This window comes from Arthrobacter sp. KBS0703, assembly GCF_002008315.2.
Taxonomy (GTDB): Bacteria; Actinomycetota; Actinomycetes; order Actinomycetales; family Micrococcaceae; genus Arthrobacter.
Genome location: NZ_MVDG02000001.1, coordinates 2,909,225 through 2,931,224 on the forward strand (window position 1 = coordinate 2,909,225; position 22,000 = coordinate 2,931,224).

Genomic DNA, 22,000 nt, shown 5'->3' on the forward strand with positions numbered 1-22,000 from the left:
GTGCTTTCTGTAAGTATACAAGTGAGTTGGAAAATCAAACTAACTTCGCTAACCTTACTTTCGAAGGCAGCGGCAACCGCGTCGCCGCCCTGTCTGAGATCGGGAGAATCCATGCCACAGCTGTCTGGCGCCGTCGTCCCTGTCACCGGCGCGAACGGGGGGCTGGGCCGCCACTTCGTGGAACAGGCCCTCGCCCGCGGCGCTGCGAAGGTCTACGCGTCGGCACGGCGTCCCCAGGAATGGAACGATTCCCGCGTCATCCCTCTCGCTCTCGATGTCACCGACCCTGCCTCAATCCGGGCCGCCGTGGCGCAGGCTCCGGACGTCACGGTCCCGATTAACAGCGCCGGCATCTTCGTGGAATCGGACACACTCCTGGCACTGCCTGACGAGGAATTCCGAAACGTGATGGAGACCAATTTCTTCGGGCCGGTCGCCCTTACCAAGGCATTCGCGCCGGTGCTCGCGGCCAGCGGGACGTCAGTGGTCCTCAACATCCACTCGGCGCTCAGCTGGATCGCGCTCACCGGCGCCTACAGCGCGTCAAAGGCGGCGCTGTGGTCCGCGACCAACTCCTTCCGGGTGGAACTGGCTCCCCAAGGCACGCACGTCACGGGCGTGCACGTCGGCTACATCGATACGGCCATGGCGAAGGGAGTCGATGCCCCAAAAACTTCTCCCGAGGAAGTCGTGCGGAAGTCGTTCGATGCGCTCGAGCAGGGAGATTACGAGGTCATCGTGGATGACATCACTGCCGGGGTGAAGCTTGGCCTCTCTGGTGCGATCTCCGATCTTTACCCGGCGCTGGCAGCCAGCGCCCCGGCATGACCCGACAAAGCCTGAAGACCTCCTAAGAACTCAGAGAGATACATTCATGACAAGCAACACCTCCGCAGAGCGCTCGGAGACCTTCACCTGGATTGATCCGGCAATCGCGCTCGAGCAGCTTCCACGGCTGTCGGGTCTGGACTACTTTTCCGGCCTCCGCGATGGCAGCATTGCGCCGCCGCCGATCGCGTCCCTGATGAAGTTCGATCTCGTCGAAGCTAAACATGGGCACGTCGAATTCGAGTGCCGTCCAAGTGAAGCGCACTACAACCCCCTTGGAATGGTGCACGGCGGCCTTGCCTGCACCCTCCTTGACACGGCCCTCGGCTGCGCAGCACATACCACCTTGGCAGCAGGTCTCGGCTACACCTCCATCGACCTGGCGGTGAAGTACCTGCGGCCCGTCACGCTTCGGCAGGGCGCCCTTCGCGCAGAGGGGTCAGTGGTGAAAGCTGGTTCGCGGCTGATTTTCACCGAGGGCCGCCTCTGCACCACCGAGGGTGAACTCCTCGCCACCGCCACAAGCACACTCCTCGTCTTTCCCCACCAACCGGAGGCGCTGACACCATGACACCTAGTGCCGCCACTGTTGCCCCGGCACCTGCAGCTCACGAACCTGCTGAGCCTTTGAACGCCGAGCCAGGGATGCATGAGTTGAGCCGGTTCGGCGTACCGCTGGGGCTTGCCGGTCTGGGCGGCGGCTGGTCCGCTGCCAGGGGGGCTCTCGGATCCCCGGTGTGGCCGGAGGAAATTCTCTACGGAACAGCCACCGCCCTGTGGCTGGTCCTGACCGTCACGTACGTGTTCCGGGGCCTTCGGCGGAAAGGAACATTCCGTTCTGACCTCAAGCACGAGGTGGCAGGGCCTTTCGCATCCTTTATTCCACTCATCGGGATCCTGCTTTCCTCCCACTACAGCCAGTACCTGCCGCCCTGGGGTGCCTGGCTGTGTGGGGCGTTCATCGCCGCCCTGGCCATCGTCGCCGCACAACTTCTCGCACACTGGGTCACCGGCGGGGTATCGATGCAGTCCATCCATCCCGGCTACCTGCTGCCTGTCGTTGCCGGGTCCTTCGTTGCGAGCATCGGATTCTCAAGCCTCCACGTCCATGATGCGGCCATGGCTGCGTTTGGCGTCGGCGTGTTCTTTTGGCTTGTCGTGGGCACCGTCGTCACCGTCCGGCTCATGACCGGAGGCGCGCTGGTACCAGCAGCCAAGACCGGACTGTCCGCATACCTGGCTGCGCCTGCAACGGCCAACATCGCTTGGATGGTCTCACACCCCGGTCCAATGGGGGCCGCGCAGCTTGGGCTCACCGGCGTGCTGGCAATCATGGCGCTACTGCAGGTCATGCTCCTCCCCGAATATCGCAAGCTGCCCTTCTCACCAGCGTTCTGGGTGTTTACCTTTCCCGTGGGCGCAACCACCAACTACGCCATCCGCTGGCTTGCCACCACTAGCCTCCCCGGCTGGGAAATTTACGCTTGGACGATACTCGGGCTCGCAACAGCCTTCACCCTCGCCATTGCCGCCCGTACTGCGACAACGGGAAGTGCCCGCGCATAGCGAGACGAGATGGATGCAGTCCTCAGCCTGAAAACCAGCTCCTCGATGGTGGGGGCGCTCCGGATGGAACAGCACTGCGGCCGCCTCGAACACGCCCTGGTCATGACCGATCACACCGCGGCGGTCCAGGCCGGGGAACTCGTCCGCCAGCACCAGCAGCAGCTGGAGAAAGCCCTGGGCGGTCACACCGCCCGCCGCGGTGCATGAGATCCTCTTCACAGAACCGAACCGGGTGCCCTGCCCTTGCCGCATGAAAGAGGTAAGAATGGAATGGACCACCGGGCCCGACAGAAAGCCGCCCACCTTGCGTAGAAGCCGGAGCACCCCCGACACCGGGCGGACGCCCGCGTCCGGGCGCGTCGCCGCGGTCCTGGCGGCGGCTGCAATACTGGTCTTCGCCCCCGGCATCGCCCAAGCCGCTTTCAATGGGTCCGATAGTGCTTCACTCCCCATCTCCTCCGCCCTGATCCCGGCATCCACCGCAACCGTCACCGTGAGCTGCTCAGGTGTGAACCTCAGCATCAACCTCACGGCCTGGGCAATCGCGGATCCGCGCTTCACCGGAGTGTTCACCGTAACCAGCGGCGGACACACCTCTTCAGAGCCACCAGCACCCAAGGCAACACCTCACACTACGCCCTGAAAGTCACGCCCAACACCGGCACCATTTACGCCTGGACCGTCCAAAACCGTTACACGGTCCCCGGCACCAGCAACATCTGGACCGGCGGAACCAAAACCGGCCAGGTCACCTGCTAAGTGCCCGCAGCTACACTTTCAGTACCAGATGATGCACGGCCGCCCCGACAATGAGGACAACGATAGAGGCAACCAGGTTGGTAACCACCTGGACGGCGAGGCGGCTGGTCATGATCATCCAGGTCGGTGCCGGGGCGACGCGGAGTCGGTGCAGCACCCCAACCTCGAGGTCATGCGCCAGCGCCGGATAATGGGCGCCGCACGGCGACCCCTTAGCGACACTTTTTCACAAGCCACCCGCTCATGACGATCCAACGACGACTCGCCCGCTCTGGTTTCACCCTGACCCGCGATTACCCAGCACCTATGGAGCGCGTTTGGAACGCGTTCGCTGACGAGAAGCAGAAGCTGTGCTGGTGGGGCGGCGGCAACAGCATAGAGGCCCGCGACTGGGCCTTCGACTTCCGCGTCGGCGGACGGGACATAGCTGAGGGCAAATTTCACAACGGTCCAGTCTCTCCGTACGAGGCCACATACACCGACATTGTCGAGCACAACCGCATCGTCACGACGTACGACATGTGGCTCGACGGGATCCACACGTCGACGTCAGTGACGTCGTTGGACTTCGACCCGATCGACGAGGGCACCCGATTCACCCACGTCGAGCACGGTGTCTTCTTCGACCAGTTCTGGGCTGACAGCGACGTCCGTGAGAAGGGTACCCTGGGCCTGCTCGAGGCTCTAGGCAACTACCTCGCGGTGGGCACCTAGCGACCTCAGCGACCGCTCACGCTCTACAAAAACGAAAACCGACGGGCCGGGCATGTTGGCCGCTTGACCGGGGTTTTGCATGCCGCTTTCTGCAGTTGGCTTCCGACAGTCTCGTATTGCGCTGCTTGCCTAAGCCGTGCGGTTGAGCCCGTTTAGGAGTTTTAGGGATCCTCGTTATTGGCGATCTCTTCAACCCGGTCAGTGCCAATTGGAGATCTTGAGGTCGTACGGCTCGGGTGCGCCGGTTCCCGTCTCGACGAGTTGCTTTAGGCTCACCAGGAACGTCGCCCACTTTGTGCTGCAGTGGTACATGAACTCGACGGGCTCCCTCCAACCCTTGTGGGCGAACAGGACGATCGCGTAGTCGCCTTCCTGTTTGAGGTCCCACCGCACCGTCGTGCCGATCCATTCGGCGGGCCCGTCGGTAACTTCCCAGAGCACGCTCCGGGAAGGGTTCACTTCGAGCACCTTCATGCTGAAACCGCCGGGCTCGAACCGGAACTCCAGGGTCCCTCCGACCTCGGCCCGGCCCTTGGTGTCAGTCGCCCACCAGCCCGACAGGCCTTCGAGTGTGGTCAGGGCCGCGTACACCTCATCTACTGACGCCGACTTCATCCCGACTCTATGGAGTATGTCCACCATGTTGATTCCTCGTCTCGTATATTGCTTGCTTTGGGAACTGTTTACTTTTCCTGGCGGCGCTGAAGCGCTTCGGCGATTCCCTTGATCCGCCGCAGGCGGGCGTCCCAGGTCGACCCGACGTTTGCTAACTGGGCGGCCGCGCGGGCGAGTTGGGCTTCGTCGACCTGGTAGCGCTTCTCGCGCCCGGAAGGGGTGACATGAACCAGGCCGACGCGGTCCAGGATCACCAAGTGCTTCGAGACGGCCTGACGCGTCACCGGCAAGCGCTCACTGAGAGTAGTGGGTGTGCCGGCGCCCTCGGCGAGCAAGAGGTCGAGCATCCGGCGTCGGGTGGGGTCCCCGATCGCTGACCAAAGGTCGTCGTCGACTGCGATGCTCATGGCGTCGACACCAACCTGTTGATGTAGTTGCCGAGGCTGGGCACGAAGATGTCCCAACCCCGAACATGGTCGGCGTATGCCGCTTCGAGGACCGCGATCTCCCATCCCTTCTCTCGGAAGCCGGTCTCTTTCAGTTGGACCACTGTGCCCGTGCCGGACGGCACGAGCTCGAAGGTGACCAGCAACGAGTTCGTAGGGGTGGCCACGGCTGCATCATCGTAGACCCACCGGAACGAGAACAAGCGGGGCGGTTCCGCTTCGACAACAGTGAGCGGCTGGATATGCGGCTCTGGTGTATCCCTGCCCCATGCGATCTCGGCGACCGCGCCCGGGGTCGCCGAGATATCGGTCTCCGCGCCGTTCCACCACTCCCTGATGTGCTCTGGACTGCTGATTACCTCGAAGACGATCTCTGGGGACGCGTCGACGTAGATCTCTCGCTCGATGCTTCCAAATTCCATGAGCTTCCCGCTTTCTGCAACGTTTGGTTGCAGATCAATGTATCTCAGGCCGATTCGTTGCGCAACCATTAGTTGCTTGTATTTTTCTAAGCCCTGGCCACTGTTACACCGACCCATCCGAGAGCCGACCGAGTAAGGAACAGGCGGCCTCCCAGAAAAAGGGTGCCCGTATGCCGGTCCTCCAAGGGCCGTCGCCAAACCTCAACAAAGGTTCTTCAGGATTCCCACCGTTCGGCAGTTCTTGGATTCCGGCATGACCCCCCGGCCCAAAACTGCCCGGCGAAGGTGCCCTAAACGCTACACACCAGGTTGTCTCAAAACCCTTGTGTTTAGAGGCGCGGTGGTATCAAGACACTGAGTCAGCCCTGTAGGTAAGGATCTTCAGCGCATCGACCATCTTCTGGATTGAATCGTTTGATAAGTCGGAAAGCGGTACATTCGGTTTTCGGCTGGCGAATCTGCTGGACCGGAGGTTCAGTGCGACATCCCGAAGGGCAGGGATGTCTTCGAGTTGCGTGAGGAACTGGTCCAGCACGGGGGAGTCAGGTACTCCTTCGTCCGACATCTTCGACATCCGGGTGAAGTTGAATTCCACTGATGATCCCTGTCCACTGAAGTAGAAGATGGAAACTGTTCCAAGCTGGGTGTTGCTGGGGCCAAAAATCGGCAGGCTTCCAGCGGGGTTCACCGTCTTGGAACCGAGGAACGACAATCCGGCCGAGCGTGCCGTCGCCAAGAATAGCTCGAACCGGTCGACGTTCCCACTGTCATACTCCTGCAGCCATGAACGGATGCTGTCTGCATCCCAGGCAGTAAGGTCACGTTTAACCGGAACAGACTTGGCTTCTGCCAGTTCCTGCCCATAGACATGCGGCATCAGGATCTCGACCTCCCCTTGCTTGAGTCGAGAATATTCGACAGCAATGACCGATGTTGCAGGCCCCGCCATGACATTGGGGTATTCGATCATTCTCTTTAACGGCGGGTTAATGCGGTCAACGGCGAGAACGATCCTGAACCTGCCCTCCGCCAGGTTCATCGCGAAGGAATCTCTCAGAGAAAATCCTTCCGCTGCATCATCGGGGTCCAGCGGGCGGGATGTGCGAGTACGCCATTGCGTAGCGAACTCGTCGACATCCATTTTCCAGAGACGAGATGCGTAGTCGAACATCTGTCCCACGACCTCGCGCCTTATTTGCGGGTTAGAGGCCAATTTGCACTCCACTAACGTCAACTCCCCCGTCCAGTCCACGACGACAATATCGGCAGGACCAGCCTCCGACTGGAACTCACGACAGGTCCTGGCAGCTGCGCTAACTCCGGGAATGAGCTCCGGGTGTGATGCCAAGATCCCCTGCAGCTCAGACTCCAACGCGTAGCCGGCATCGGCTGGCTCCAGCCAAGACCCGTCGCCCTGCCGAATGAGTAACCCAGCCATGTCTACCGACCCTTCCATGCGGTCCCCATGGCCCCCCGAGCATTTACCAATCCAAACATCACGCCTCTAAACGGCAACCATCGCAATCTAACTCTGCTCGGTCAAGATCTCGTCAAGGCAGGAGACGTGTGGACTTCGGCGCTTTTTGGCGGTGTTTTGTTGGCGCTCTTTGTCGTTAGTTGCCGATGACGAGGGTGCTGGCGGCTGCTTCGATGACGTCGTCGGTGATGGTTTCGAGTTGGTTGATCTTCAGTACACGGGTGATCTGGGGGAAGAGCCGTTCGAGGAGCCGGAAGTTCCCGCGGGTGATCCGTTCGATCGCGGCGATTGCCTGGGCGTCAGTGAAGTCGTCCGGGTCGAGTGATCGGCCGAGCCGTTTCCAGTGCCGATCGAGGACGAACAAGAGCTCGTCGCGACCGAGTGCCCTGTAGCGGTGGGAAAAGCCGAGACGGCTGTAGAGCTGAGGGTAGTGGCGGAATCGTTGGTCGATGCCGGGCATGCCGATGAGGATGATCCCGAGATGGGTGCGGTCGTGGTTGTCGCGGAACGCCGGTGTTCTTTGGTCACGATGAATGGCTGGTCCATCATTCGTCCTCTTCGTAGGTGCGAAGCCGCGGCCGGCGGCGCGGTGGTTCAGGGGTTCGGGGTTGTTCGCGGACGGCAATGATCGGGATGCGGTCGTTGATGGTGCGGCGCAGTTCGCGCCGGCGTGCGCGGCGTGCGGCTTCGACGTCCCGCAGACTTAGCCGGAGATTCGGGTGGTCCTCGTCGATGGCGGTGCAGATGAAGGTGGCGTGGTCGTAGACGCGGATCTCGGAGATGTCGCGGGGGTCGTAGCGGATGGTGATGGTGCGCCCGACGAATGGTGCCAGGGTGGGCGAGAGGTAGCGCTGGCCTTGGAAGTGGATGCCGTCGCGTTGCACGACGCGGTTCTTCGGGACGGTGAGGAGGAGACCGTCGAGTTCTTCGAGGGTGTCGGGCATGCGTGGAAGCCAGCCGTCAGCGACCCAGGCGTCGCGGGGTGATGTGCCGAGTTCGCTGTGTGTCCGGTCGTTGTACGTGGTGATGAATGCCCCGATCTCGCCGTCGAGTGCGGGCAGGTCGAGTGCGGGCTGCGGTGTGCGGGTTCCGGGTCCCAGGCGTCCTGGCAGCGCGGCGAGCACTTCGGTGTTGATCGTTCCGAAGAAACGCTCGATCTTGCCGCGGCCTTGAGGCCGGCCGACGGTGGAGTGGATGGTTCGGATGTGCAACGCGACGGCGGTGCGTTCAAGGTGGTGGCTGGTGAAGTCGGAACCGTGGTCGACGTGCAGGATGTCGGGCAGTCCGCACATCACCCAGGACGGGTTCTGTTTGCGCCAGATCGCCTGCCGCAGTGCGAGTGCTGTGTTCAGGGCTGAGGGTGCGCCGCTAAAGACGGTGTAGCCGCAGATTGCCCGGGAGTAGTCGTCCATCACGGCGGTCAGCCAGGGGCGGTCCGGTTTGCCGTTGGCGCCGATGATGAGGATGTCGAGCTCGGTGTGGTCTGCCTGCCAAATCTGGTTCGGCCGTTCGGCGCGCCGGCGGTACACGAGTTCGTGCCGATCACGGTATGAGGCCGGTCCCTCCAGGGCGAGGGTGACGAGCCCGGGGTCCAGGGCCGTAACGATGTCCCGGACAGTTGAATAGCCTGGCGCCGGGGCATTCCTTTGTCGGGCGTCGGCGACGGCGAGCCGGTGCAGTGTCGCAAGGCTCGGGCGCGGTTTCGTCAGAGCGAGCCGTTCGATGAAGGCCAAGGTCTCCGATGCCGTGCGGCGCGTGCCGGCATCGACGCGGGTCCGCGGGTCCAGCGCTGCGATGCCACCTTCCTGGAACAACCGGTGCCAGCGCTCCAGCGTGCGCAGGCTGACCTTCGTTTCCCGGGCCAGCTCCGCGAGTGGGATGTCATCTTCGACGTGCAGTCGAAGGATCCGCCACCGCTCCGCGCCGTCCATTCGGCAGCTACATCTTGGTGCTCTCGCTGGTTGCGAGGGCCTGTTGGTGACGGTAAAGCGTTGCCCGGCTCCACCCGACGAGCCGGGCTGCTTCCTCGGCGGTGCGGCCCTTGGCCCGCGCGTCGGTCACGATCCGAAGCTTGTCGGCTATCACGACAGGATCAGAGAGTGGCCGACCGAACCGGGTTCCGCCCTGCCGCGCCGCGGCAATGCCCGCGTTCACGCGTTCGACGATCAGCTCCCTCTCGTACTCGGCCAAAGTCGCAAGCATGTTCAGCATCAGACGGCCCGACGTTGTTGTGGGGTCAATCCCGTCTGAAATGGATCTCAGGTACACACCGCGTTCCCGCAGCAGATTCACTGTGTTCAACACATCGATCAAGGACCGGCCGAGCCGGTCCACCCGCCACACGACAACCGTGTCACCCGGCTCCACATACGCAAGGAGTTTCTTCATCCCGGGCCGCTCAATGGCTGCCTTGCTTCCGGACGTGACGTCAGCGAAAACATCACGCTTCTGGATCCCGGCATCGACAAGAGCATCGAGCTGCAGCTTCGCGTCCTGGCCCGACGTACTCACACGCGTATACCCAAGTTGTCTCACCCGGCCATTGTGCCTCAGAAACCCCCGGGCGGCACCCGCCTGAGACGATCCACGGTGAGACATCTTTCCAAGACATGGGCCGGCCCGGCACGACGCCGATTCTTTAGACCCTCCAAGACACGACATCAGTGTCTCGGAAAGCTGTTGATTTACAAGACACGGGCGATGAACGCTGGCGGCATGCAGGCCTCATCCGGCCCCGACCGTAGGGTGTCACCTGCCGTGAGTCCTCCTGCACCTGCCTAACACGGCGCCGGCCATGACGGCGACTCTATGGGCAGAGCTCGTCCAGGGTCTCCTGCAGGGCCGAGGCCATCTGACGGTCCCACAGGTTGATCTTGTCTTGAGTTCCGGGATCTTCAAGGGGTGTGGGCATCGGTGGTGGGATTAGGGTCATGGTGGCCTGGTACCGGCCATCGGTGCTGGCGACCGACGCGGTGCGGTAGGTCCAGAATCCCCCCTTGCCGCCGTATCGATAGGAACCATCGCATCCCTGATTCCACTTCCAAAGCCCCAGGCCGTACAGCGGCATTGCCTCGGTCTTGGTCATCGCCTGCAGTGACTCTTTGGACACCAAGTCTCCCCGGAATAGGGCGGCGAAGAAGTCATTGACATCCGACATAGTGGAGATAGCTCCATAGGCCGGTGACCCCAGAACTCCTGGCACTTTTGTCATATCAAGGCGTTCATTCCTGTAATCGATGTAGCCACGAATTACGTTGGATTCAGCGACTGCAGCACTATCAAGGGAAGTGTGCTTCAGTTTCAACGGCTCAATCACGTCTTGGCGCAGCACCTCAGGGTACGGCCGCCCACGTAGCTTTTCCACGAGCTGGCCGAGCACCACGTAATTTGAATCGGAATACCGGAAAAACCCCACGTCCCGGGAATCCCACGGCAGTTGACCCGTCAGTTCCAATGCGCGTTCTGAAGTGATGTCTTCCGTCATTAGGCGGGGGACGTCGTCGGCGGTCTTTTCAGTGACCTCCTCGAAGGAGTGCATGCCCGACGTGTGCCCCAGAAGCTGGCGGACGGTTATCGGGCCAGGCGGCTTAAGGACCGTCGTGAAACTCTCTAGGATGCCGTTCACCGGATCATCCAGACCGATCCGGCCGTCTTCCACAAGCTTCATGACCGAGACCGCAGTCATGGACTTGGTAACACTGGCGATAAATACCTGGTCCTGCGGCGTCGCGGCCTCTTTGGACTCAAGATTTCGGACGCCATAGGCCCGGGACCACGACCCTCCCGGCCACCTGACTTCCGCCACCACGGCCACCGAGCCCTGCTCCGCGAACGTGCGCATCGTGTTATCGATGGACCTGGTGGGCGGCGGCGCGGCGTCAAAAGATGTCGGGGCCGGAACCGGCTCCGAGTAGGTGCACGCGCTGAGGATCAGCACCGCTCCGGCCAGTCCACCAAGAAAGGGTAAAAAGGACGTTTTCATGACGCCGCCAGACGATGAAGCCAAAAAGCCTGAAGGACGGGCCGCACCTGCGCCGCCCCCGGTCAAGGGCTGCCTCGGCGCACTAGCCCCAGCGCCTTAATTTTAGATACCTAGCCCTGTCTGGTCGAGGTGGGTTTGGCCCACCTGTCATCGAGCACGCAGGGCGGTGCGCGTGGCCGGAGAGGGTGTGCGGGCAAACTGGAGGTGTCTGGCTTCGGCTGACTCGCTGGCGGGCAAACTTGGAACTTCAACCGGACCAAGACACGTCGACAGCGGAGGGGGCCGAAGCCGATAAGTGAATCAGCTTCAGTCGGCACAGGGCCCCATAATCTTGTACCGGCCGAGGGGACGATTCTCAACGAACGATCCCCTATCGGACCACCACCCCGGGCGCCAAATAGCGCCGCAAAAAGACCGCCATTTACCGCCGAAAGTCACAGCAGGAGACGACTGTCGGGTCCCCCAACTTGAGCGCTAGGCCGTCTCGCAACCTTAGCGTTTTGAGACAGATGGGTTTCGAGACACCGGGTTACGTCTTAACCTGCCTGACCAAGTCCTGCCTTCGGTGCCGCTGCCAGTGTCAGCGATGGGCGAACTAGTCGGGTGAGGGCTGTGGCCGCTTCGCTCTCGGGTTCTGCTGTGTAAGTGAGGATGCGGTGCCCGGAGTCATCGGGCAGGGTCAGGACTTCGAATCCGAGCTCCAATGTGCCGATCTGGGGGTGCTCAAGGGTTTTCCGCCCGGACATGCAGCTCTCGACTGGGTGCTCTGCCCACATCGTCGCGAAGTCCGGGCTCTTGAGGGTCAGTTCACCAACCAGCGCTGCCAGCTCGGTGTCATCGGCGAACCGGCCGGAGAGCAGCCGCAACGAAGCGACGGCACGCTTAGCTTCGGTGCGCCACTGCGGGTAAAGGCTGCGCGTGGCCTCGTCCATGAAGAGCAACTTGGTCATGTTCGGGCGCCCCGTCGCAGAGTCCGGGGCGTCGAAGCTCAGGTGGGAAGCGACGAGTCTGTGCCCCGTCTGGTTCCAGGCCAGAACCTCCGTCCGTTTGCCCAGTACCACCGATGGGACACCGCCCATGGAATCAACCAGGCGCTTTGTTCCGGGCCGGACCTGATCCGGCTTGCTACTTACCGTCTTGGGTGTGCGGCGCTTGGCCCCGGACAGGTCCGTGAGGTGTTTGCGCTCGACCTCGGTCAGGGCCAGGGCTCGGACCAGCGAGTCGATGACGGCGTCGGAGGCATTCACATGCTGTCCCTGTTCGAGCCGGGCGTAGTAGGTCACGCTCATTCCTGCCAGCATGGCGACCTCTTCACGGCGCAGCCCGGGTACACGCCGGCTTCCGTAGTCCATCAGGCCCGCATCTGCCGGGGTGAGCGAAGCCCGGCGTTTGCGCAGGAAGTCGCCCATCGCTGATTCATTCATGTCCCCGAGTATTCACGAACAATGAAGAACCTGGGTAGCACTGCCAGTGCTACCCACAACTCGGCGTAGCTGTTCCTGTCACGGCTCGGCAGGGTGGAGAGGAAACCCCGCCCATGCACCTAGTGATTGGATACCTTCCGCGATGACAGCCAACGACACCACACCTCTCCCTCAGCTCGCCGCACCACCAAAGCCGCCGGTCCAGCCAGCTCCTGCCAAAATGACCGGCCGGCAACGGCTGATCATGGTCCTGCTGCTGACCTCGAGTTTCACCCTCGCGGTGGACTTCTCGATCCTGAACGTGGCACTGCCGCGGATCGGGGCAGACATCGGGTTCTCCTTGGAGCACCTGCAGTGGATCGCCACGTCGTTCGCGTTGTGCGCTGCCGGGTTCACCCTGTTCTTCGGCCGGGTCGCTGACCTGTTTGGCCGCAAACGGCTCTTCATCGCCGGCATGGCGCTGCTCGGCATCGGCTCGCTGCTCGGCGGGCTCGCGAATGATCCCGGGCTGCTGCTCGCCGCTCGTCTCGCCCAAGGCCTGGCCACGGCGGCTGTCACCCCGGCTGCGATGTCTTTGCTGACCACGGCTTTCTCCGAGGGACCTTTGCGGGACAAAGCGCTGGGACTGAACGGGTCGCTGATGGCTGCGGGGTTCACCGCCGGTGCGATCCTCGGCGGGCTGCTGACTGACCTTCTCTCGTGGCGGTGGGCGTTCTTCATCAATATCCCCGTCGCCTTGTTCGTCCTGGTGTTTGCACCAAGGCTCCTGACCGAGTCCGCCCGTGGAAGCCGGACCAAGCTGGACGTGCCCGGCGCTGTCAATGTGACACTGGCGTTGCTGCTGCTCGTCTTCGGCCTAACGACAGCCGGCGAAAAAGGCTGGGCTGACCTGCTGGCCTGGGGACCCCTCGCAGCGGGGCTGATCCTGTTCGTTGTGTTCTTCTTCGTCGAGAAGAACACAGAACACGCGCTGGTGCCCGTGGCCATTCTGCGGCGGAACAACATCGCCTGGGGCAACGTCGCCGGGGTTCTGGCCTTCGCGACTGAAACCTCTTTAGTGTTCGTCCTTACCCTCTACCTGCAGCAGGTCCTCGGCTACACGCCCCTTGGAGCGGGCCTGGCGTTCGCGGTGCTCGGCATCGGCACGGTTGTCGGCGGGATGATCGCCCCGAGACTGATCGGCAAACTCGGCAACAAGAACACCATCATCGCGGGGCTCACCGTCCAGGCAGCTGCCACGGGTGCCCTGCTCTTCATCAACGCTGATCAGGTCTCGCTGGTGATCGTGCTGAGCGCCACGTTCGTCGGCGGCGTAGCGAACCTCGCCGCGATCGTCGGCTTCATGGTCACCGCCACCACGGGACTTCCTGACACTGAGCAGGGCCTCGCCACCGGCCTGACCACCACGAGCCAGCAGATCGGCATCACAATGGGCATCCCCGTGATGAGCACCATTATCGCCGCGGCTCTGCTCCGCCACGGCTCCAGCGGTGCCCCAAGCCAGGTCCTGGGGGCAGTCCTGCCAGCCATCGGTGTCAATGCCGCGCTCTGCCTGGCAGCGGCACTCCTGGTAGCGCTGTTCCTCAGGAAGCCCGCGCCCGTCGCAACCTGACCCGATGGAAGACGGCCCGGCCGGGACGCTTTCTGAGCTTCCCGGCCGGGCTTCAACCTTCCAGGACAAAAGAGCTCAGGAACCGGGGTTAGCCCGGACTGTTAAACGCGTTGCTGTCTCGAAACCCTTAGGATACGAGGCGTCTCGTATCCCGGGCGACTGCTGCGGGTTCGTCCCCGGCCGGCGATTCTCGTAACTATGTCTCGCAACCTTCTGTTTGAATCGGCGTGTTCATGGTTAGTTACGAGACACATGAGCGCGTGCCTGCGCGTCTTGAACCTCCGCGGTGGCGACGTCGGGACCGCAACACCCATCGGGTCGATGCTGTTCACCAGCCCGGCCCCCGTGCCGGCTCCCGTTCGGCGGCGCGGGGCCGACAGCGGCGAGCGCCGCCGTCGTACTCTTTCAAAGTTAACGACGGCGACGCTCGCCGCGTTGCCCCGCCCGGACGTTGGTCGCTACGCCCGCTGGAAGATGTTGAGAATGTTCCCTTCGCTGTCCAGGAACCAGGCGGCCTTCCCAAACTCGTCCGTGGCAACGCCGTTCTCCGTCTTCAACCCGGGCTGGTCGTACTCTTCAAAGACGACGCCGCGGGCCCGCAGTTCCTCCATCTCGCGTTCGATGTTGTCCGTGCTCCAGCCCATCTGGGTGTTCTTCGCCGTCCCCGCATTCTCCGTTTGATAAAGAAGGAAACCCGTTCCGTGGCCGCCAGTGTAGATCAGGTTGTCCTCCGCCCCGGGCTCGGAAGGTTCCAGTCCCAGCTTGTCCCGGTAGAAATCCTTCGCCCTGTTGATGTCCTTCGCGGGCAGGACAGCCATGATGTCTGAATCCGTGAGCATGATGTTTTCCTTTGTGCATTGTTCTGGCGCTGATGGCGATACCCTCCCCCGGTGGCGGTTCCGGAACGCCGATGTCCGGGGCCGCGTGGCCGCCCGATCCGCCAATTACCGGCCCGGCCACCTGGGACTCTGCGACGCCCCGCCAGCCATCTATGGCGCGAGGGTCCCCGAAGCTTATGGGGCCATTATGGAACTGATTGTTGCCTACGGAAATAGTGCTGAACGGATCTCACTCCGATGAGGAATCCCCCGGTCAGCGCACGAGGGCGGCAGGCACTTGCCGCCTCCGTTCAGCCGGAGCATAATGGTTAGCAGAGCTAATTAGCAGTGCTAAGTAAATTCCCAGGAGGTGCAACACACAGTGACGGCTACGGACCGGGAGCCCAGGGACAGCATCAAACCGGACATTCTGGCCATCGACCTGCGGACGGCGGTGATGCGCACCTCCCGCAGGCTCCGCGTGGAGGCCACCGGTGACGTCATCACCCCCGGCCAGTACACCGTCCTGGCCCAGCTGAACGGCACGGGCCCGCAGACCCTCCGCGAACTGGCTGAACGCGAGCACGTGCAGGCGCCGTCCATGACCCGGATCGTCAACGCCCTCACGGAGCAGGGCTTCGTCACCCGGACAGCCCATCCGACTGACGGCCGCCAGGTCCAGGTGGGAATCACCCCGTCCGGCGAGGATGTCCTGGCCGAGGCCCGCGAGCAGCGGACCGCCTGGCTGGCCCAACGCGTCGCCGGACTCAGCGACGAGGACCGCCAGATCCTCAGCCGTGCCGCCTGCATCATGCAGCAGCTGAGCGCCAAATGAGCGCCATGTTCCGGGCACTGGAGAACCCCAACTACCGCGTATGGGCAGGAGGGGCACTCGTCTCCAACATCGGCACGTGGATGCAGCGGGTGGCGCAGGACTGGCTGGTACTGACCGTCCTCACCGACCATTCCGGCACAGCCGTCGGCATCACTACCGCCCTTCAGTTCCTGCCGATGCTGTTGCTTGGTCCCTACGGCGGTGTCCTCGCGGACCGGCACCGCAAACGGGTGATCCTGCTGTGGACCCAGCTGGCGATGGGCCTGTGCGGGCTTGCCATCGGACTCCTGGTGGTAACGGGCACCGCCCAGTTGTGGCACGCCTACCTGGCCGCCCTGTGCCTTGGACTGGCCAGCGCCATTGACGCGCCGACCCGCCAGGTCTTCGTCTCCGAACTCGTGGGACAGGACAAGGTGGCCAATGCGGTGGCCCTGAACTCCGCATCCTTCAACACCGCACGGCTCACCGGTCCTGCCATCGCCGGTGTGCTCATTGCCTGGGTGGGCACCGGGCCGGTCTTCCTACTCAACGCGGCCAGCTTCGCCGCCGTCATCATCTCGCTGTTCCGGATCCGCACCTCCGAACTGGCCCCTGCCACGCTGGCAGCCCGCGGCAAACACCAGGTGGCCGAGGGCCTGCGGTACGTGCGGGGCCGGCCGGACCTGGTGCTCATCCTGGTCATGGTGGGGATCCTTGGCGCGTTCGGCATGAACTTCCCCATCACCAACGCGTTGATGTCCACCGCGGAGTTCCGGATGGGACCGGGCGAATTCGGGCTCCTTGGCTCCATCATGGCCGTCGGGACCCTGGCCGGTGCCCTGCTCGCGGCCCGCCGGTCCGGCCCGCGGCTTCGTTTCATGCTGGGCGGGGCCCTGGGACTCGGGTTCTTCACGCTGGTAGGCAGCGTGTCGCCGTCGTTCTGGCTCTACGCCGCAGTGCTGATACCGGTGGGCCTGGCCTCAATCACCTTCCTGAACAGCTGCAACACCACCATCCAGCTCTCCGTGGAGCCGCAGTTCCGGGGGCGTGTCCTGGCCCTCTACCTGGCCGTCCTCCAGGGCGGCACCGCCGTCGGGGCGCCGCTGATGGGATGGATCGGCACGGAATTCGGCGCACGCTGGTCGGTGGCCGCAGGCGGCACGATCGTGCTGCTGACAGGCCTGCTGTCCGTCATCGCGGTGAGCCGGCGCAGCCCGCTGACGTTCCGGGCACAGCTCCGGACCGCGTTCCCCGTAAAACGGGCCCGCGGCATGACGGTCCCGGACGCGTAGTCCGGGCCCCGGCCGGGCCACCGCGGACGACGGCGGCAGCTGGCGTGCGGAGGCAGTCGTCGCTGTCGGCGCGTTAGCATTGGTCCCACCCCATCTGACCAGGAGAGCGCATGCCGCACATCGTTGACTTCGAGAACGTTTCCACTGCCGGCCTGGAATCGTCACCGGTGCCCGAGGCCGCCGCCGGGTTGCGCGCCAACGAGGCCCGCTATTACCGGAACAAGTACGGCCACGTCTTCACCGTGAGCCCTGCCAGCGAGGTTCCCGAGGTTGTGGACCGGGTGAGCCGGATCCTCCGGGACGAGCGTGACATCGTCATCGGATCCCGCCCGCTGGAAGCGACCGCCTTCGACGTCGACGGTTTGCGAATGGCCTACGTTTTCTACGAGTCGGGGCTGTCGGTCAACGTCATGTACAGCATCGAGGACGGCGGGAAGCGGGCCGTAGGGTTCAAACTTGCCGACGGCATGGAAATTCCGGAGGAACTGGCGTCACGCTTCAAGTTCGCCCGCCAGAAATCTAAGCTCGCGGGCGTCATCCGCGGCTCTTACTTCGTGATCAAGGGCAAGTACTGAACGGAGGTGGTCCCGTGCCACATATACAACGTTTCGACCATGTCGGCATCACCGTGGCGGACCTCGACGCGGTGACGGCATTCTTCGTCGGACTGGGTCTCGAGGTCGAGGGCCGGACGTTCGTGGAGGGCGAGTTCCTGGACACCGTCTGCGGCATCCCGGGCTCCCGCACCGAGATCGTCATGCTGCGGCCGCCCGACGGAGGGAGCCGGATCGAGCTCGCGAGCTTCGTACGGCCCGACCACACGCCCGGTTCGCCCGCCGCGATGGCCAACGAGCTGGGGCTGCGCAACGTGTCCTTCGAGGTGGACGACCTTCAGGAGGCGGTGGACGGGCTGGCCGCCGACGGCTACGGGCTGGTCGGCGGCATCGGCGAGTACGAGAACAGCTGGCGGATGGCGTACGTGCGAGGCCCGGAGGGGATCATCGTGTCCCTGGCCGAGCGGATCGGCTGACTGCTGTCGATTTCTGACCTGGCGCCGGACTCAATCGGGCGCCTTCAGGGAGGCCGGAAGGGCGGCCAATGGCTGCCCTTCCGCTTGCTTTGCCCTGCTAATTCCTGTTCGCCTATTGACCGGGGGCCCGGTAGGTCGGTGTTTTCTTGACGGCGTTGTCAATATCCTCCGGCGTCATAAGCGGCCTCAGACGCACGTTCACGTTGCCGGTCGAATTGATCATCAGCGAAAGCGCTGCGGCGTTGGCCTGCTCCGGGACATCAAAGATACCCAGAACGTCAGTCTCACCGAAGGCATAGTAGAAACTCTCGAGCGATCCGCCGACGGAATCGAGGGCGGAAACCAGCGCCTCACGCCGCTTGGAACCGCCTTCGCGCATGAGCCCCTTGATGCCATCGCCCACGTAATTCGCTTCAAAGAGGTACTTGGTCATGGTCCTTCCTTTCCCGTGATGTCCAGGACGCTGGCGACCGAGGGTGCGCCTGACACTATCGAGGGTGAGTCCTGGAGCCGTCCCCGGAGTGGGTCCGTGCGCACAGCGTAGGCCCAGTTGGGCGCACTAACAACGGCTGCTGACAACCCCAGAGTCACTCCGTCAAGGTGGTTCTGGCAGACCCTGCCTCAGCACCAATAAATCAGGTAATTTGAGTGGAGGATACCGGCAACCGGCGCCGTGCTCCTTCCCCGCTCCCTGAAAAGGACCCTTCACCCGTGTCTTCCGCGACCTCCGCTCCCGCACGTGACCGCATGCCCTTCGGCGCACTGCTGGTGCTGTCGATGATCGGCTTCACCGCCATCACCACCGAACTCCTGCCCTCCGGCCTGCTCCCCCAGATGAGCGCCGGCCTCAATGTGTCCGAACCCGTGGCGGGCTACCTCACCGCCGGGTACGCCGCCGTCATTGTGGCCACGGTGATCCCGGCCGCCCTGCTGCTTTCCCGCATCCCCCGGCACATCCTCATGGTGGCGCTGGTCCTGACCTTCGCCATCAGCAATGCCCTCGTGGGCCTGGTGTCCGACTTCGGCGCCGCCCTCGCCGCCAGGCTGGTGGGCGGCATCGCCCACGGACTGCTCTGGACCGCCATGGCACCCTTCGTGGCGCGCATTGTTCCGGCCCTGTCTCTTATACACATCTAGATGTGTATAAGAGACAGCCTGGGCCTGGCCATCGGCGCCCCGCTGGGCACCGCGCTGGGCGGGCTGATCGGCTGGCGGGCGTCGTTCCTCCTGCTGGCGGGCACCGGCGTCGTCCTCGCTGGACTGGCACTGTGGCTGCTGCCGGCCGTGCGGCGGCTCGCGGACGCTCCGCGGCCGTCGCTGCGCAAGGCGATCGGCCAGCCCGGGGTGAAGCCTGTCTCTTATACACATCTCGCTGATGCTGATGGCGCACTTCGCCCTGTTCACCTTCATCGCCCCGTTCCTCCGCGAGGCCGGCCTGCCCGGCTACAGCATCACCCTTTCGCTCACCATCCTGGGCTTCTCCGGCCTGGTGGGCATCTGGATAGCCGGCATCACCGTGGACCTGCGGCCGCGCCGTTCGCTGCTGATCACGACGGCGGTCATCGCCGCCGCGTTCCTCCTCCTGCCGCTGGGCGCGGGAACCGTCCCCGGCGCCCTGGCGCTCATGGCCGTCTGGGGAGCGGGCTTCGGCGCGATCGGCATCTACAACCAGTCCGCCATTCTCCGTGCCGGCAAGGAGTACCGGGAAGCCGCCAACGGCCTCACCGTCCTCACCATCCAGTTGGGCATCACCGTCGGGGCGCTCTACGGCGCGGCCGCCCTCACCACGGCAGGCCCGCTGCTGGTGCCGGTCGCGGCGGCGGTGCCCGTCGTCGTCGCACTCGGGATCATGGTGACCGGGCGCAACCACGCGTACCCGCCCGGGCCGAAGGAGTCCGGCCACGTGAAGGCCGAGCCTGCGGCCCCGGAGCTACGGGTGCACGCCTAACCTGTTTAGCTGCCCGGGCTCCCCTGATGTGCCACATGCGCGGCCCGCGCGGCCTCATAGCTGCTGTCGAACGGCAGCGTGTCCATGTCCAGCAGGGGGTTCTCGTCCTGCGTCGCCACCAGCTCCCGGGCCGCTTCGTCGGAGTCCACGCTGGGCATGGATCCGGGCAGGTGCCGCTGGGCGGATTCCGGCAGGAAGTAGATGGTGACGGCGGCAATCGCCGAGGTGGCCATCAGATAGTAGGCCGGCATCATGTCGTTGCCCGTCACCTGGATGAGGGAGGCGATGATGAACGGCGTCGTGCCGCCGAAGATGGCGACGGCGAAGTTGTAGGCGATGCCCATGGCCCCGTAGCGGTGGGCCGTCTGGAACAAAGCCGGCAGCGCCGAAGCGAGGTTGGCCACGTAGAACGTGACGGGGAAGGCCACCAGGGCCAGGCCGGTGAGCGTGGCCGGAACGTTTCCCAGCGAGATGAGCAGGAACGCGGGGATGGACAGCACCACGGTGCTGACGGCTCCGATCCAGAGCACCGGGCGGCGCCCGATCCGGTCCGAAAGATGCCCGGTCAGCGGGATGCACAGGGACATGACCACCAGGACGGGGATGGTGAGCAACGTCCCGTGGATCTCGTCGTATCCCTTGTTGCTGGTCAGGTACGTCGGCATGTAGGACGTGAGGGCGTACCCCACCGTGTTGGCGGCGGCCACGAGGATCATGGCCAGCACGATCCTGCGCCAATAGACCCTGAAGATCCCCACCGGGCCCATGGCCCCGAGGATCTCACCCGTCTCGGGGTGCCGGGCCGATTCCTCTTCCGCTTCCAGGGTTGCCTGGAAGACCGGTGACTCCTCGATCTTCATCCGGAAGTAGATGGCGATGATGCCGAGCGGGCCGGCGACGAGGAACGGGATGCGCCAGCCCCACGCCTCCATCTGCTCCTGGCCCATGGTCAGTTGAAGGACGGAGACCATCCCGGCGCCGATGGCGAAGCCCAGATAGCTGCCCATGTCCAGGAAGCTGGCGAAGAAGCCGCGGCGGTTGTCCGGCGAATGCTCGCTGACGAATGTGGTGGCTCCGGCGTATTCGCCGCCGGTGGAGAAGCCCTGCACCAGCTTGGTGACCACCAGCAGTAGCGCGGCCCAGATGCCGATCTGTGCATAGCCGGGCAGGAGCCCTACGGCGAACGTGGCCGCGGCCATCAGCATCAGGGTCATTGCGAGGACCTTCTGGCGGCCGATCTTGTCGCCAAGCCAGCCGAAGAACACGCCGCCCAGCGGGCGGGCGATAAACGTGGCCCCGAAGGTTCCCAGCAGGAACAGGTTCTGCACGGACTTGTCCGCTTCGGGCAGGAACACCGGGCCCATGGTGGTGATCAGGTAACCGAACACGCCGACGTCGTACCATTCCATCGTGTTGCCCACGATGGTCCCGCCGAGCGCTTTCTTCAGCGTGGGGTGGTCAACAACGTTGACGTCGGAGACGCGGAGGCGGCGGATTCTGGGCCGTCCTGTTGCGGCGCTCCCGCGTCGACTGTCCTCCGGCTGGATCTGCGGCATTTTCATTCCTCCTGTGGAGGTCATGCGTCATCCCCAAGTGGCGCGGTCGTTGGCTTTAGCCTCCGATCAGTTTCCCACCGCAGGACTGCCACAGCAATGGAACGGGGCAGGGCAACAGCACTGAGCGCCAGCCAGAGCGGTACTCAGCACCGGCCGGCAAGCGCCCGCACAAGGCCCCCCAACGCACCGCGCCATCACACCCCCGGCATCAGCCCCAGCTGCGCCATCATGGACGCGACGTCCGGATGGGCGCGGAAGGAGACGAACTTTCCGTCCTTAACGGACGCGAAGTAGGTGCCGGTGCCGGTCACCGACTTGCCCGTGGCCGGGACCTCCTGATTCCCCATCCGCAACGGCCCCGTGTTGGTGCCGCTGAACTCCACTTCCCCTGCGACCTGGTCCTCGGTGACCACCCTGCTGGTGGACCTGGCGCGCATGTCCGGGAATGCCGTGAACCACCCTTCCATGTACGCTTGAACTTGCTCCCGGCTACGGAACGGCTCAGGCGCCATCACATCCGAAAACGTGAATCCGTCGGCCAGCAGAGCGGTGAACGCCGCCGCATCGTGCTGGTCCCAGGCCGCCATTCCGCGGTCATCAAGCTGCTCTACATCAGCGCGTGACATCACACATCTCCTCCTTGAAATGTCCTGATGCGGCTCATGGTAGGCCTTCCAGCGCGCTGGTCAATGCCCTC

Annotated in this window: 24 protein-coding genes and 2 pseudogenes; 12 read left to right on the forward strand and 14 right to left on the reverse strand. The window is 63.8% G+C overall.

Features of this window, described 5'->3' with window-relative positions:
* Nucleotides 1-111: 111 nt before the first annotated feature.
* The 5 genes from B1A87_RS13505 (at nt 112) to B1A87_RS13525 (ending at nt 3,037) form a co-directional block, all read left to right on the forward strand.
* Nucleotides 112-828 (forward strand): SDR family oxidoreductase, encoded by a 717-nt coding sequence (locus tag B1A87_RS13505; RefSeq protein ID WP_078027710.1) that lies wholly within the window; start codon nt 112-114, stop codon nt 826-828.
* 46 nt (nt 829-874) lie between these two features.
* Nucleotides 875-1,399, forward strand: coding sequence for a PaaI family thioesterase (locus tag B1A87_RS13510; protein ID WP_078027711.1), 525 nt, complete (start codon nt 875-877; stop codon nt 1,397-1,399).
* Nucleotides 1,400-1,473: 74 nt separating this feature from the next.
* Nucleotides 1,474-2,394 carry a TDT family transporter gene (locus B1A87_RS13515; protein ID WP_260680838.1) on the forward strand — a complete coding sequence of 307 codons (921 nt, stop codon included), beginning with the start codon at nt 1,474-1,476 and terminating at the stop codon, nt 2,392-2,394.
* Nucleotides 2,395-2,403: 9 nt separating this feature from the next.
* Nucleotides 2,404-2,601, forward strand: coding sequence for a hypothetical protein (locus tag B1A87_RS23065; RefSeq protein WP_078027713.1), 198 nt, complete (start codon nt 2,404-2,406; stop codon nt 2,599-2,601).
* 58 nt (nt 2,602-2,659) lie between these two features.
* A complete protein-coding gene (locus B1A87_RS13525; protein ID WP_139362747.1) occupies nt 2,660-3,037 on the forward strand; it encodes a hypothetical protein in 378 nt (125 codons plus the stop codon).
* A 126-nt stretch (nt 3,038-3,163) separates the two neighbouring features.
* Here the strand turns inward: B1A87_RS13525 and B1A87_RS23070 are convergent, their stop codons facing one another.
* Nucleotides 3,164-3,310 carry a hypothetical protein gene (locus B1A87_RS23070; protein WP_185982332.1) on the reverse strand — a complete coding sequence of 49 codons (147 nt, stop codon included), beginning with the start codon at nt 3,308-3,310 and terminating at the stop codon, nt 3,164-3,166.
* Nucleotides 3,311-3,459: 149 nt separating this feature from the next.
* Here B1A87_RS23070 and B1A87_RS13530 point away from each other — a divergent pair, with 149 nt between their 5' ends.
* A complete protein-coding gene (locus B1A87_RS13530; protein WP_260680839.1) occupies nt 3,460-3,867 on the forward strand; it encodes an SRPBCC domain-containing protein in 408 nt (135 codons plus the stop codon).
* Between the two features lie 198 nt (nt 3,868-4,065).
* Here the strand turns inward: B1A87_RS13530 and B1A87_RS13535 are convergent, their stop codons facing one another.
* The 9 genes and pseudogenes from B1A87_RS13535 to B1A87_RS13575 form a co-directional block, all read right to left on the reverse strand.
* The gene (locus B1A87_RS13535) at nt 4,066-4,509 is read right to left on the reverse strand and encodes an SRPBCC domain-containing protein (RefSeq protein WP_139362748.1); all 444 of its coding nucleotides are present in this window, start codon (nt 4,507-4,509) and stop codon (nt 4,066-4,068) included.
* A 41-nt stretch (nt 4,510-4,550) separates the two neighbouring features.
* On the reverse strand, nt 4,551-4,889 hold the full coding sequence (locus B1A87_RS13540) for a metalloregulator ArsR/SmtB family transcription factor (RefSeq protein ID WP_078027715.1): 339 nt from the start codon (nt 4,887-4,889) through the stop codon (nt 4,551-4,553).
* Nucleotides 4,886-5,419, reverse strand: coding sequence for an SRPBCC domain-containing protein (locus B1A87_RS13545; protein WP_260680840.1), 534 nt, complete (start codon nt 5,417-5,419; stop codon nt 4,886-4,888). The genes B1A87_RS13540 and B1A87_RS13545 overlap by 4 nt, the downstream gene beginning before the upstream one ends.
* A gap of 277 nt (nt 5,420-5,696) precedes the next feature.
* Nucleotides 5,697-6,530 (reverse strand): hypothetical protein, encoded by an 834-nt coding sequence (locus B1A87_RS13550; protein ID WP_139362749.1) that lies wholly within the window; start codon nt 6,528-6,530, stop codon nt 5,697-5,699.
* A 433-nt stretch (nt 6,531-6,963) separates the two neighbouring features.
* Nucleotides 6,964-7,332, reverse strand: a pseudogene (locus B1A87_RS13555) (ATP-binding protein); the annotation flags it as partial.
* 40 nt (nt 7,333-7,372) lie between these two features.
* On the reverse strand, nt 7,373-8,758 hold the full coding sequence (locus B1A87_RS13560; RefSeq protein ID WP_078027717.1) for a Mu transposase C-terminal domain-containing protein: 1,386 nt from the start codon (nt 8,756-8,758) through the stop codon (nt 7,373-7,375).
* A 7-nt stretch (nt 8,759-8,765) separates the two neighbouring features.
* On the reverse strand, nt 8,766-9,362 hold the full coding sequence (locus B1A87_RS13565) for a recombinase family protein (protein WP_078027758.1): 597 nt from the start codon (nt 9,360-9,362) through the stop codon (nt 8,766-8,768).
* Between the two features lie 271 nt (nt 9,363-9,633).
* A complete protein-coding gene (locus B1A87_RS13570) occupies nt 9,634-10,809 on the reverse strand; it encodes a serine hydrolase (RefSeq protein ID WP_078027718.1) in 1,176 nt (391 codons plus the stop codon).
* A gap of 536 nt (nt 10,810-11,345) precedes the next feature.
* A complete protein-coding gene (locus B1A87_RS13575) occupies nt 11,346-12,233 on the reverse strand; it encodes a helix-turn-helix transcriptional regulator (RefSeq protein ID WP_078027719.1) in 888 nt (295 codons plus the stop codon).
* Nucleotides 12,234-12,375: 142 nt separating this feature from the next.
* Here B1A87_RS13575 and B1A87_RS13580 point away from each other — a divergent pair, with 142 nt between their 5' ends.
* Nucleotides 12,376-13,845, forward strand: coding sequence for an MFS transporter (locus tag B1A87_RS13580; RefSeq protein ID WP_078027720.1), 1,470 nt, complete (start codon nt 12,376-12,378; stop codon nt 13,843-13,845).
* Nucleotides 13,846-14,303: 458 nt separating this feature from the next.
* Here the strand turns inward: B1A87_RS13580 and B1A87_RS13590 are convergent, their stop codons facing one another.
* Entirely contained in the window at nt 14,304-14,684 is a 381-nt protein-coding gene (locus tag B1A87_RS13590) for a VOC family protein (RefSeq protein WP_078027721.1), read from the reverse strand.
* 436 nt (nt 14,685-15,120) lie between these two features.
* Between B1A87_RS13590 and B1A87_RS13595 the strand changes: the two genes are divergently transcribed.
* The 4 genes from B1A87_RS13595 to B1A87_RS13610 all read left to right on the forward strand — a co-directional run bounded on the left by B1A87_RS13595 (nt 15,121) and on the right by B1A87_RS13610 (nt 17,799).
* Nucleotides 15,121-15,498, forward strand: coding sequence for a MarR family winged helix-turn-helix transcriptional regulator (locus tag B1A87_RS13595; protein ID WP_078027759.1), 378 nt, complete (start codon nt 15,121-15,123; stop codon nt 15,496-15,498).
* Nucleotides 15,495-16,769, forward strand: coding sequence for an MFS transporter (locus B1A87_RS13600; RefSeq protein WP_078027722.1), 1,275 nt, complete (start codon nt 15,495-15,497; stop codon nt 16,767-16,769). The genes B1A87_RS13595 and B1A87_RS13600 overlap by 4 nt, the downstream gene beginning before the upstream one ends.
* Nucleotides 16,770-16,879: 110 nt before the next feature.
* Complete coding sequence (locus tag B1A87_RS13605; RefSeq protein ID WP_078027723.1) at nt 16,880-17,344, forward strand: phage tail protein; 465 nt, start codon at nt 16,880-16,882, stop codon at nt 17,342-17,344.
* Nucleotides 17,345-17,358: 14 nt separating this feature from the next.
* Nucleotides 17,359-17,799: a VOC family protein gene (locus B1A87_RS13610; protein ID WP_078027724.1), complete on the forward strand. Its 441-nt coding sequence runs from the start codon at nt 17,359-17,361 to the stop codon at nt 17,797-17,799.
* A gap of 112 nt (nt 17,800-17,911) precedes the next feature.
* On the opposite strand, the gene B1A87_RS13615 is transcribed toward B1A87_RS13610, so the two are convergent.
* On the reverse strand, nt 17,912-18,232 hold the full coding sequence (locus B1A87_RS13615; protein ID WP_078027725.1) for a GYD domain-containing protein: 321 nt from the start codon (nt 18,230-18,232) through the stop codon (nt 17,912-17,914).
* A gap of 278 nt (nt 18,233-18,510) precedes the next feature.
* Between B1A87_RS13615 and B1A87_RS13620 the strand changes: the two are divergent.
* Nucleotides 18,511-19,747 (forward strand): annotated as a pseudogene (locus B1A87_RS13620) (MFS transporter).
* Between the two features lie 5 nt (nt 19,748-19,752).
* Here the strand turns inward: B1A87_RS13620 and B1A87_RS13625 are convergent.
* Nucleotides 19,753-21,303 (reverse strand): MFS transporter, encoded by a 1,551-nt coding sequence (locus tag B1A87_RS13625; protein ID WP_260680841.1) that lies wholly within the window; start codon nt 21,301-21,303, stop codon nt 19,753-19,755.
* 194 nt (nt 21,304-21,497) lie between these two features.
* A complete protein-coding gene (locus B1A87_RS13630; protein ID WP_078027728.1) occupies nt 21,498-21,929 on the reverse strand; it encodes an ester cyclase in 432 nt (143 codons plus the stop codon).
* Nucleotides 21,930-22,000 lie beyond the last annotated feature (71 nt).

Coding starts and splice junctions, on each gene's coding strand:
- B1A87_RS13505 (WP_078027710.1), top strand. CDS start 112: ATGCCACAGCTGTCTGGCGCCGTCGTCCCTGTCACCGGCGCGAACGGG.
- B1A87_RS13510 (WP_078027711.1), top strand. CDS start 875: ATGACAAGCAACACCTCCGCAGAGCGCTCGGAGACCTTCACCTGGATT.
- B1A87_RS13515 (WP_260680838.1), top strand. CDS start 1,474: ATGCATGAGTTGAGCCGGTTCGGCGTACCGCTGGGGCTTGCCGGTCTG.
- B1A87_RS23065 (WP_078027713.1), top strand. CDS start 2,404: ATGGATGCAGTCCTCAGCCTGAAAACCAGCTCCTCGATGGTGGGGGCG.
- B1A87_RS13525 (WP_139362747.1), top strand. CDS start 2,660: ATGGAATGGACCACCGGGCCCGACAGAAAGCCGCCCACCTTGCGTAGA.
- B1A87_RS13530 (WP_260680839.1), top strand. CDS start 3,460: ATGGAGCGCGTTTGGAACGCGTTCGCTGACGAGAAGCAGAAGCTGTGC.
- B1A87_RS13535 (WP_139362748.1), bottom strand. CDS start 4,509: ATGGTGGACATACTCCATAGAGTCGGGATGAAGTCGGCGTCAGTAGAT.
- B1A87_RS13540 (WP_078027715.1), bottom strand. CDS start 4,889: ATGAGCATCGCAGTCGACGACGACCTTTGGTCAGCGATCGGGGACCCC.
- B1A87_RS13545 (WP_260680840.1), bottom strand. CDS start 5,419: ATGGTTGCGCAACGAATCGGCCTGAGATACATTGATCTGCAACCAAAC.
- B1A87_RS13560 (WP_078027717.1), bottom strand. CDS start 8,758: ATGGACGGCGCGGAGCGGTGGCGGATCCTTCGACTGCACGTCGAAGAT.
- B1A87_RS13570 (WP_078027718.1), bottom strand. CDS start 10,809: ATGAAAACGTCCTTTTTACCCTTTCTTGGTGGACTGGCCGGAGCGGTG.
- B1A87_RS13575 (WP_078027719.1), bottom strand. CDS start 12,233: ATGAATGAATCAGCGATGGGCGACTTCCTGCGCAAACGCCGGGCTTCG.
- B1A87_RS13580 (WP_078027720.1), top strand. CDS start 12,376: ATGACAGCCAACGACACCACACCTCTCCCTCAGCTCGCCGCACCACCA.
- B1A87_RS13590 (WP_078027721.1), bottom strand. CDS start 14,684: ATGCTCACGGATTCAGACATCATGGCTGTCCTGCCCGCGAAGGACATC.
- B1A87_RS13595 (WP_078027759.1), top strand. CDS start 15,121: ATGCGCACCTCCCGCAGGCTCCGCGTGGAGGCCACCGGTGACGTCATC.
- B1A87_RS13600 (WP_078027722.1), top strand. CDS start 15,495: ATGAGCGCCATGTTCCGGGCACTGGAGAACCCCAACTACCGCGTATGG.
- B1A87_RS13605 (WP_078027723.1), top strand. CDS start 16,880: ATGCCGCACATCGTTGACTTCGAGAACGTTTCCACTGCCGGCCTGGAA.
- B1A87_RS13615 (WP_078027725.1), bottom strand. CDS start 18,232: ATGACCAAGTACCTCTTTGAAGCGAATTACGTGGGCGATGGCATCAAG.
- B1A87_RS13625 (WP_260680841.1), bottom strand. CDS start 21,303: ATGCCGCAGATCCAGCCGGAGGACAGTCGACGCGGGAGCGCCGCAACA.
- B1A87_RS13630 (WP_078027728.1), bottom strand. CDS start 21,929: ATGTCACGCGCTGATGTAGAGCAGCTTGATGACCGCGGAATGGCGGCC.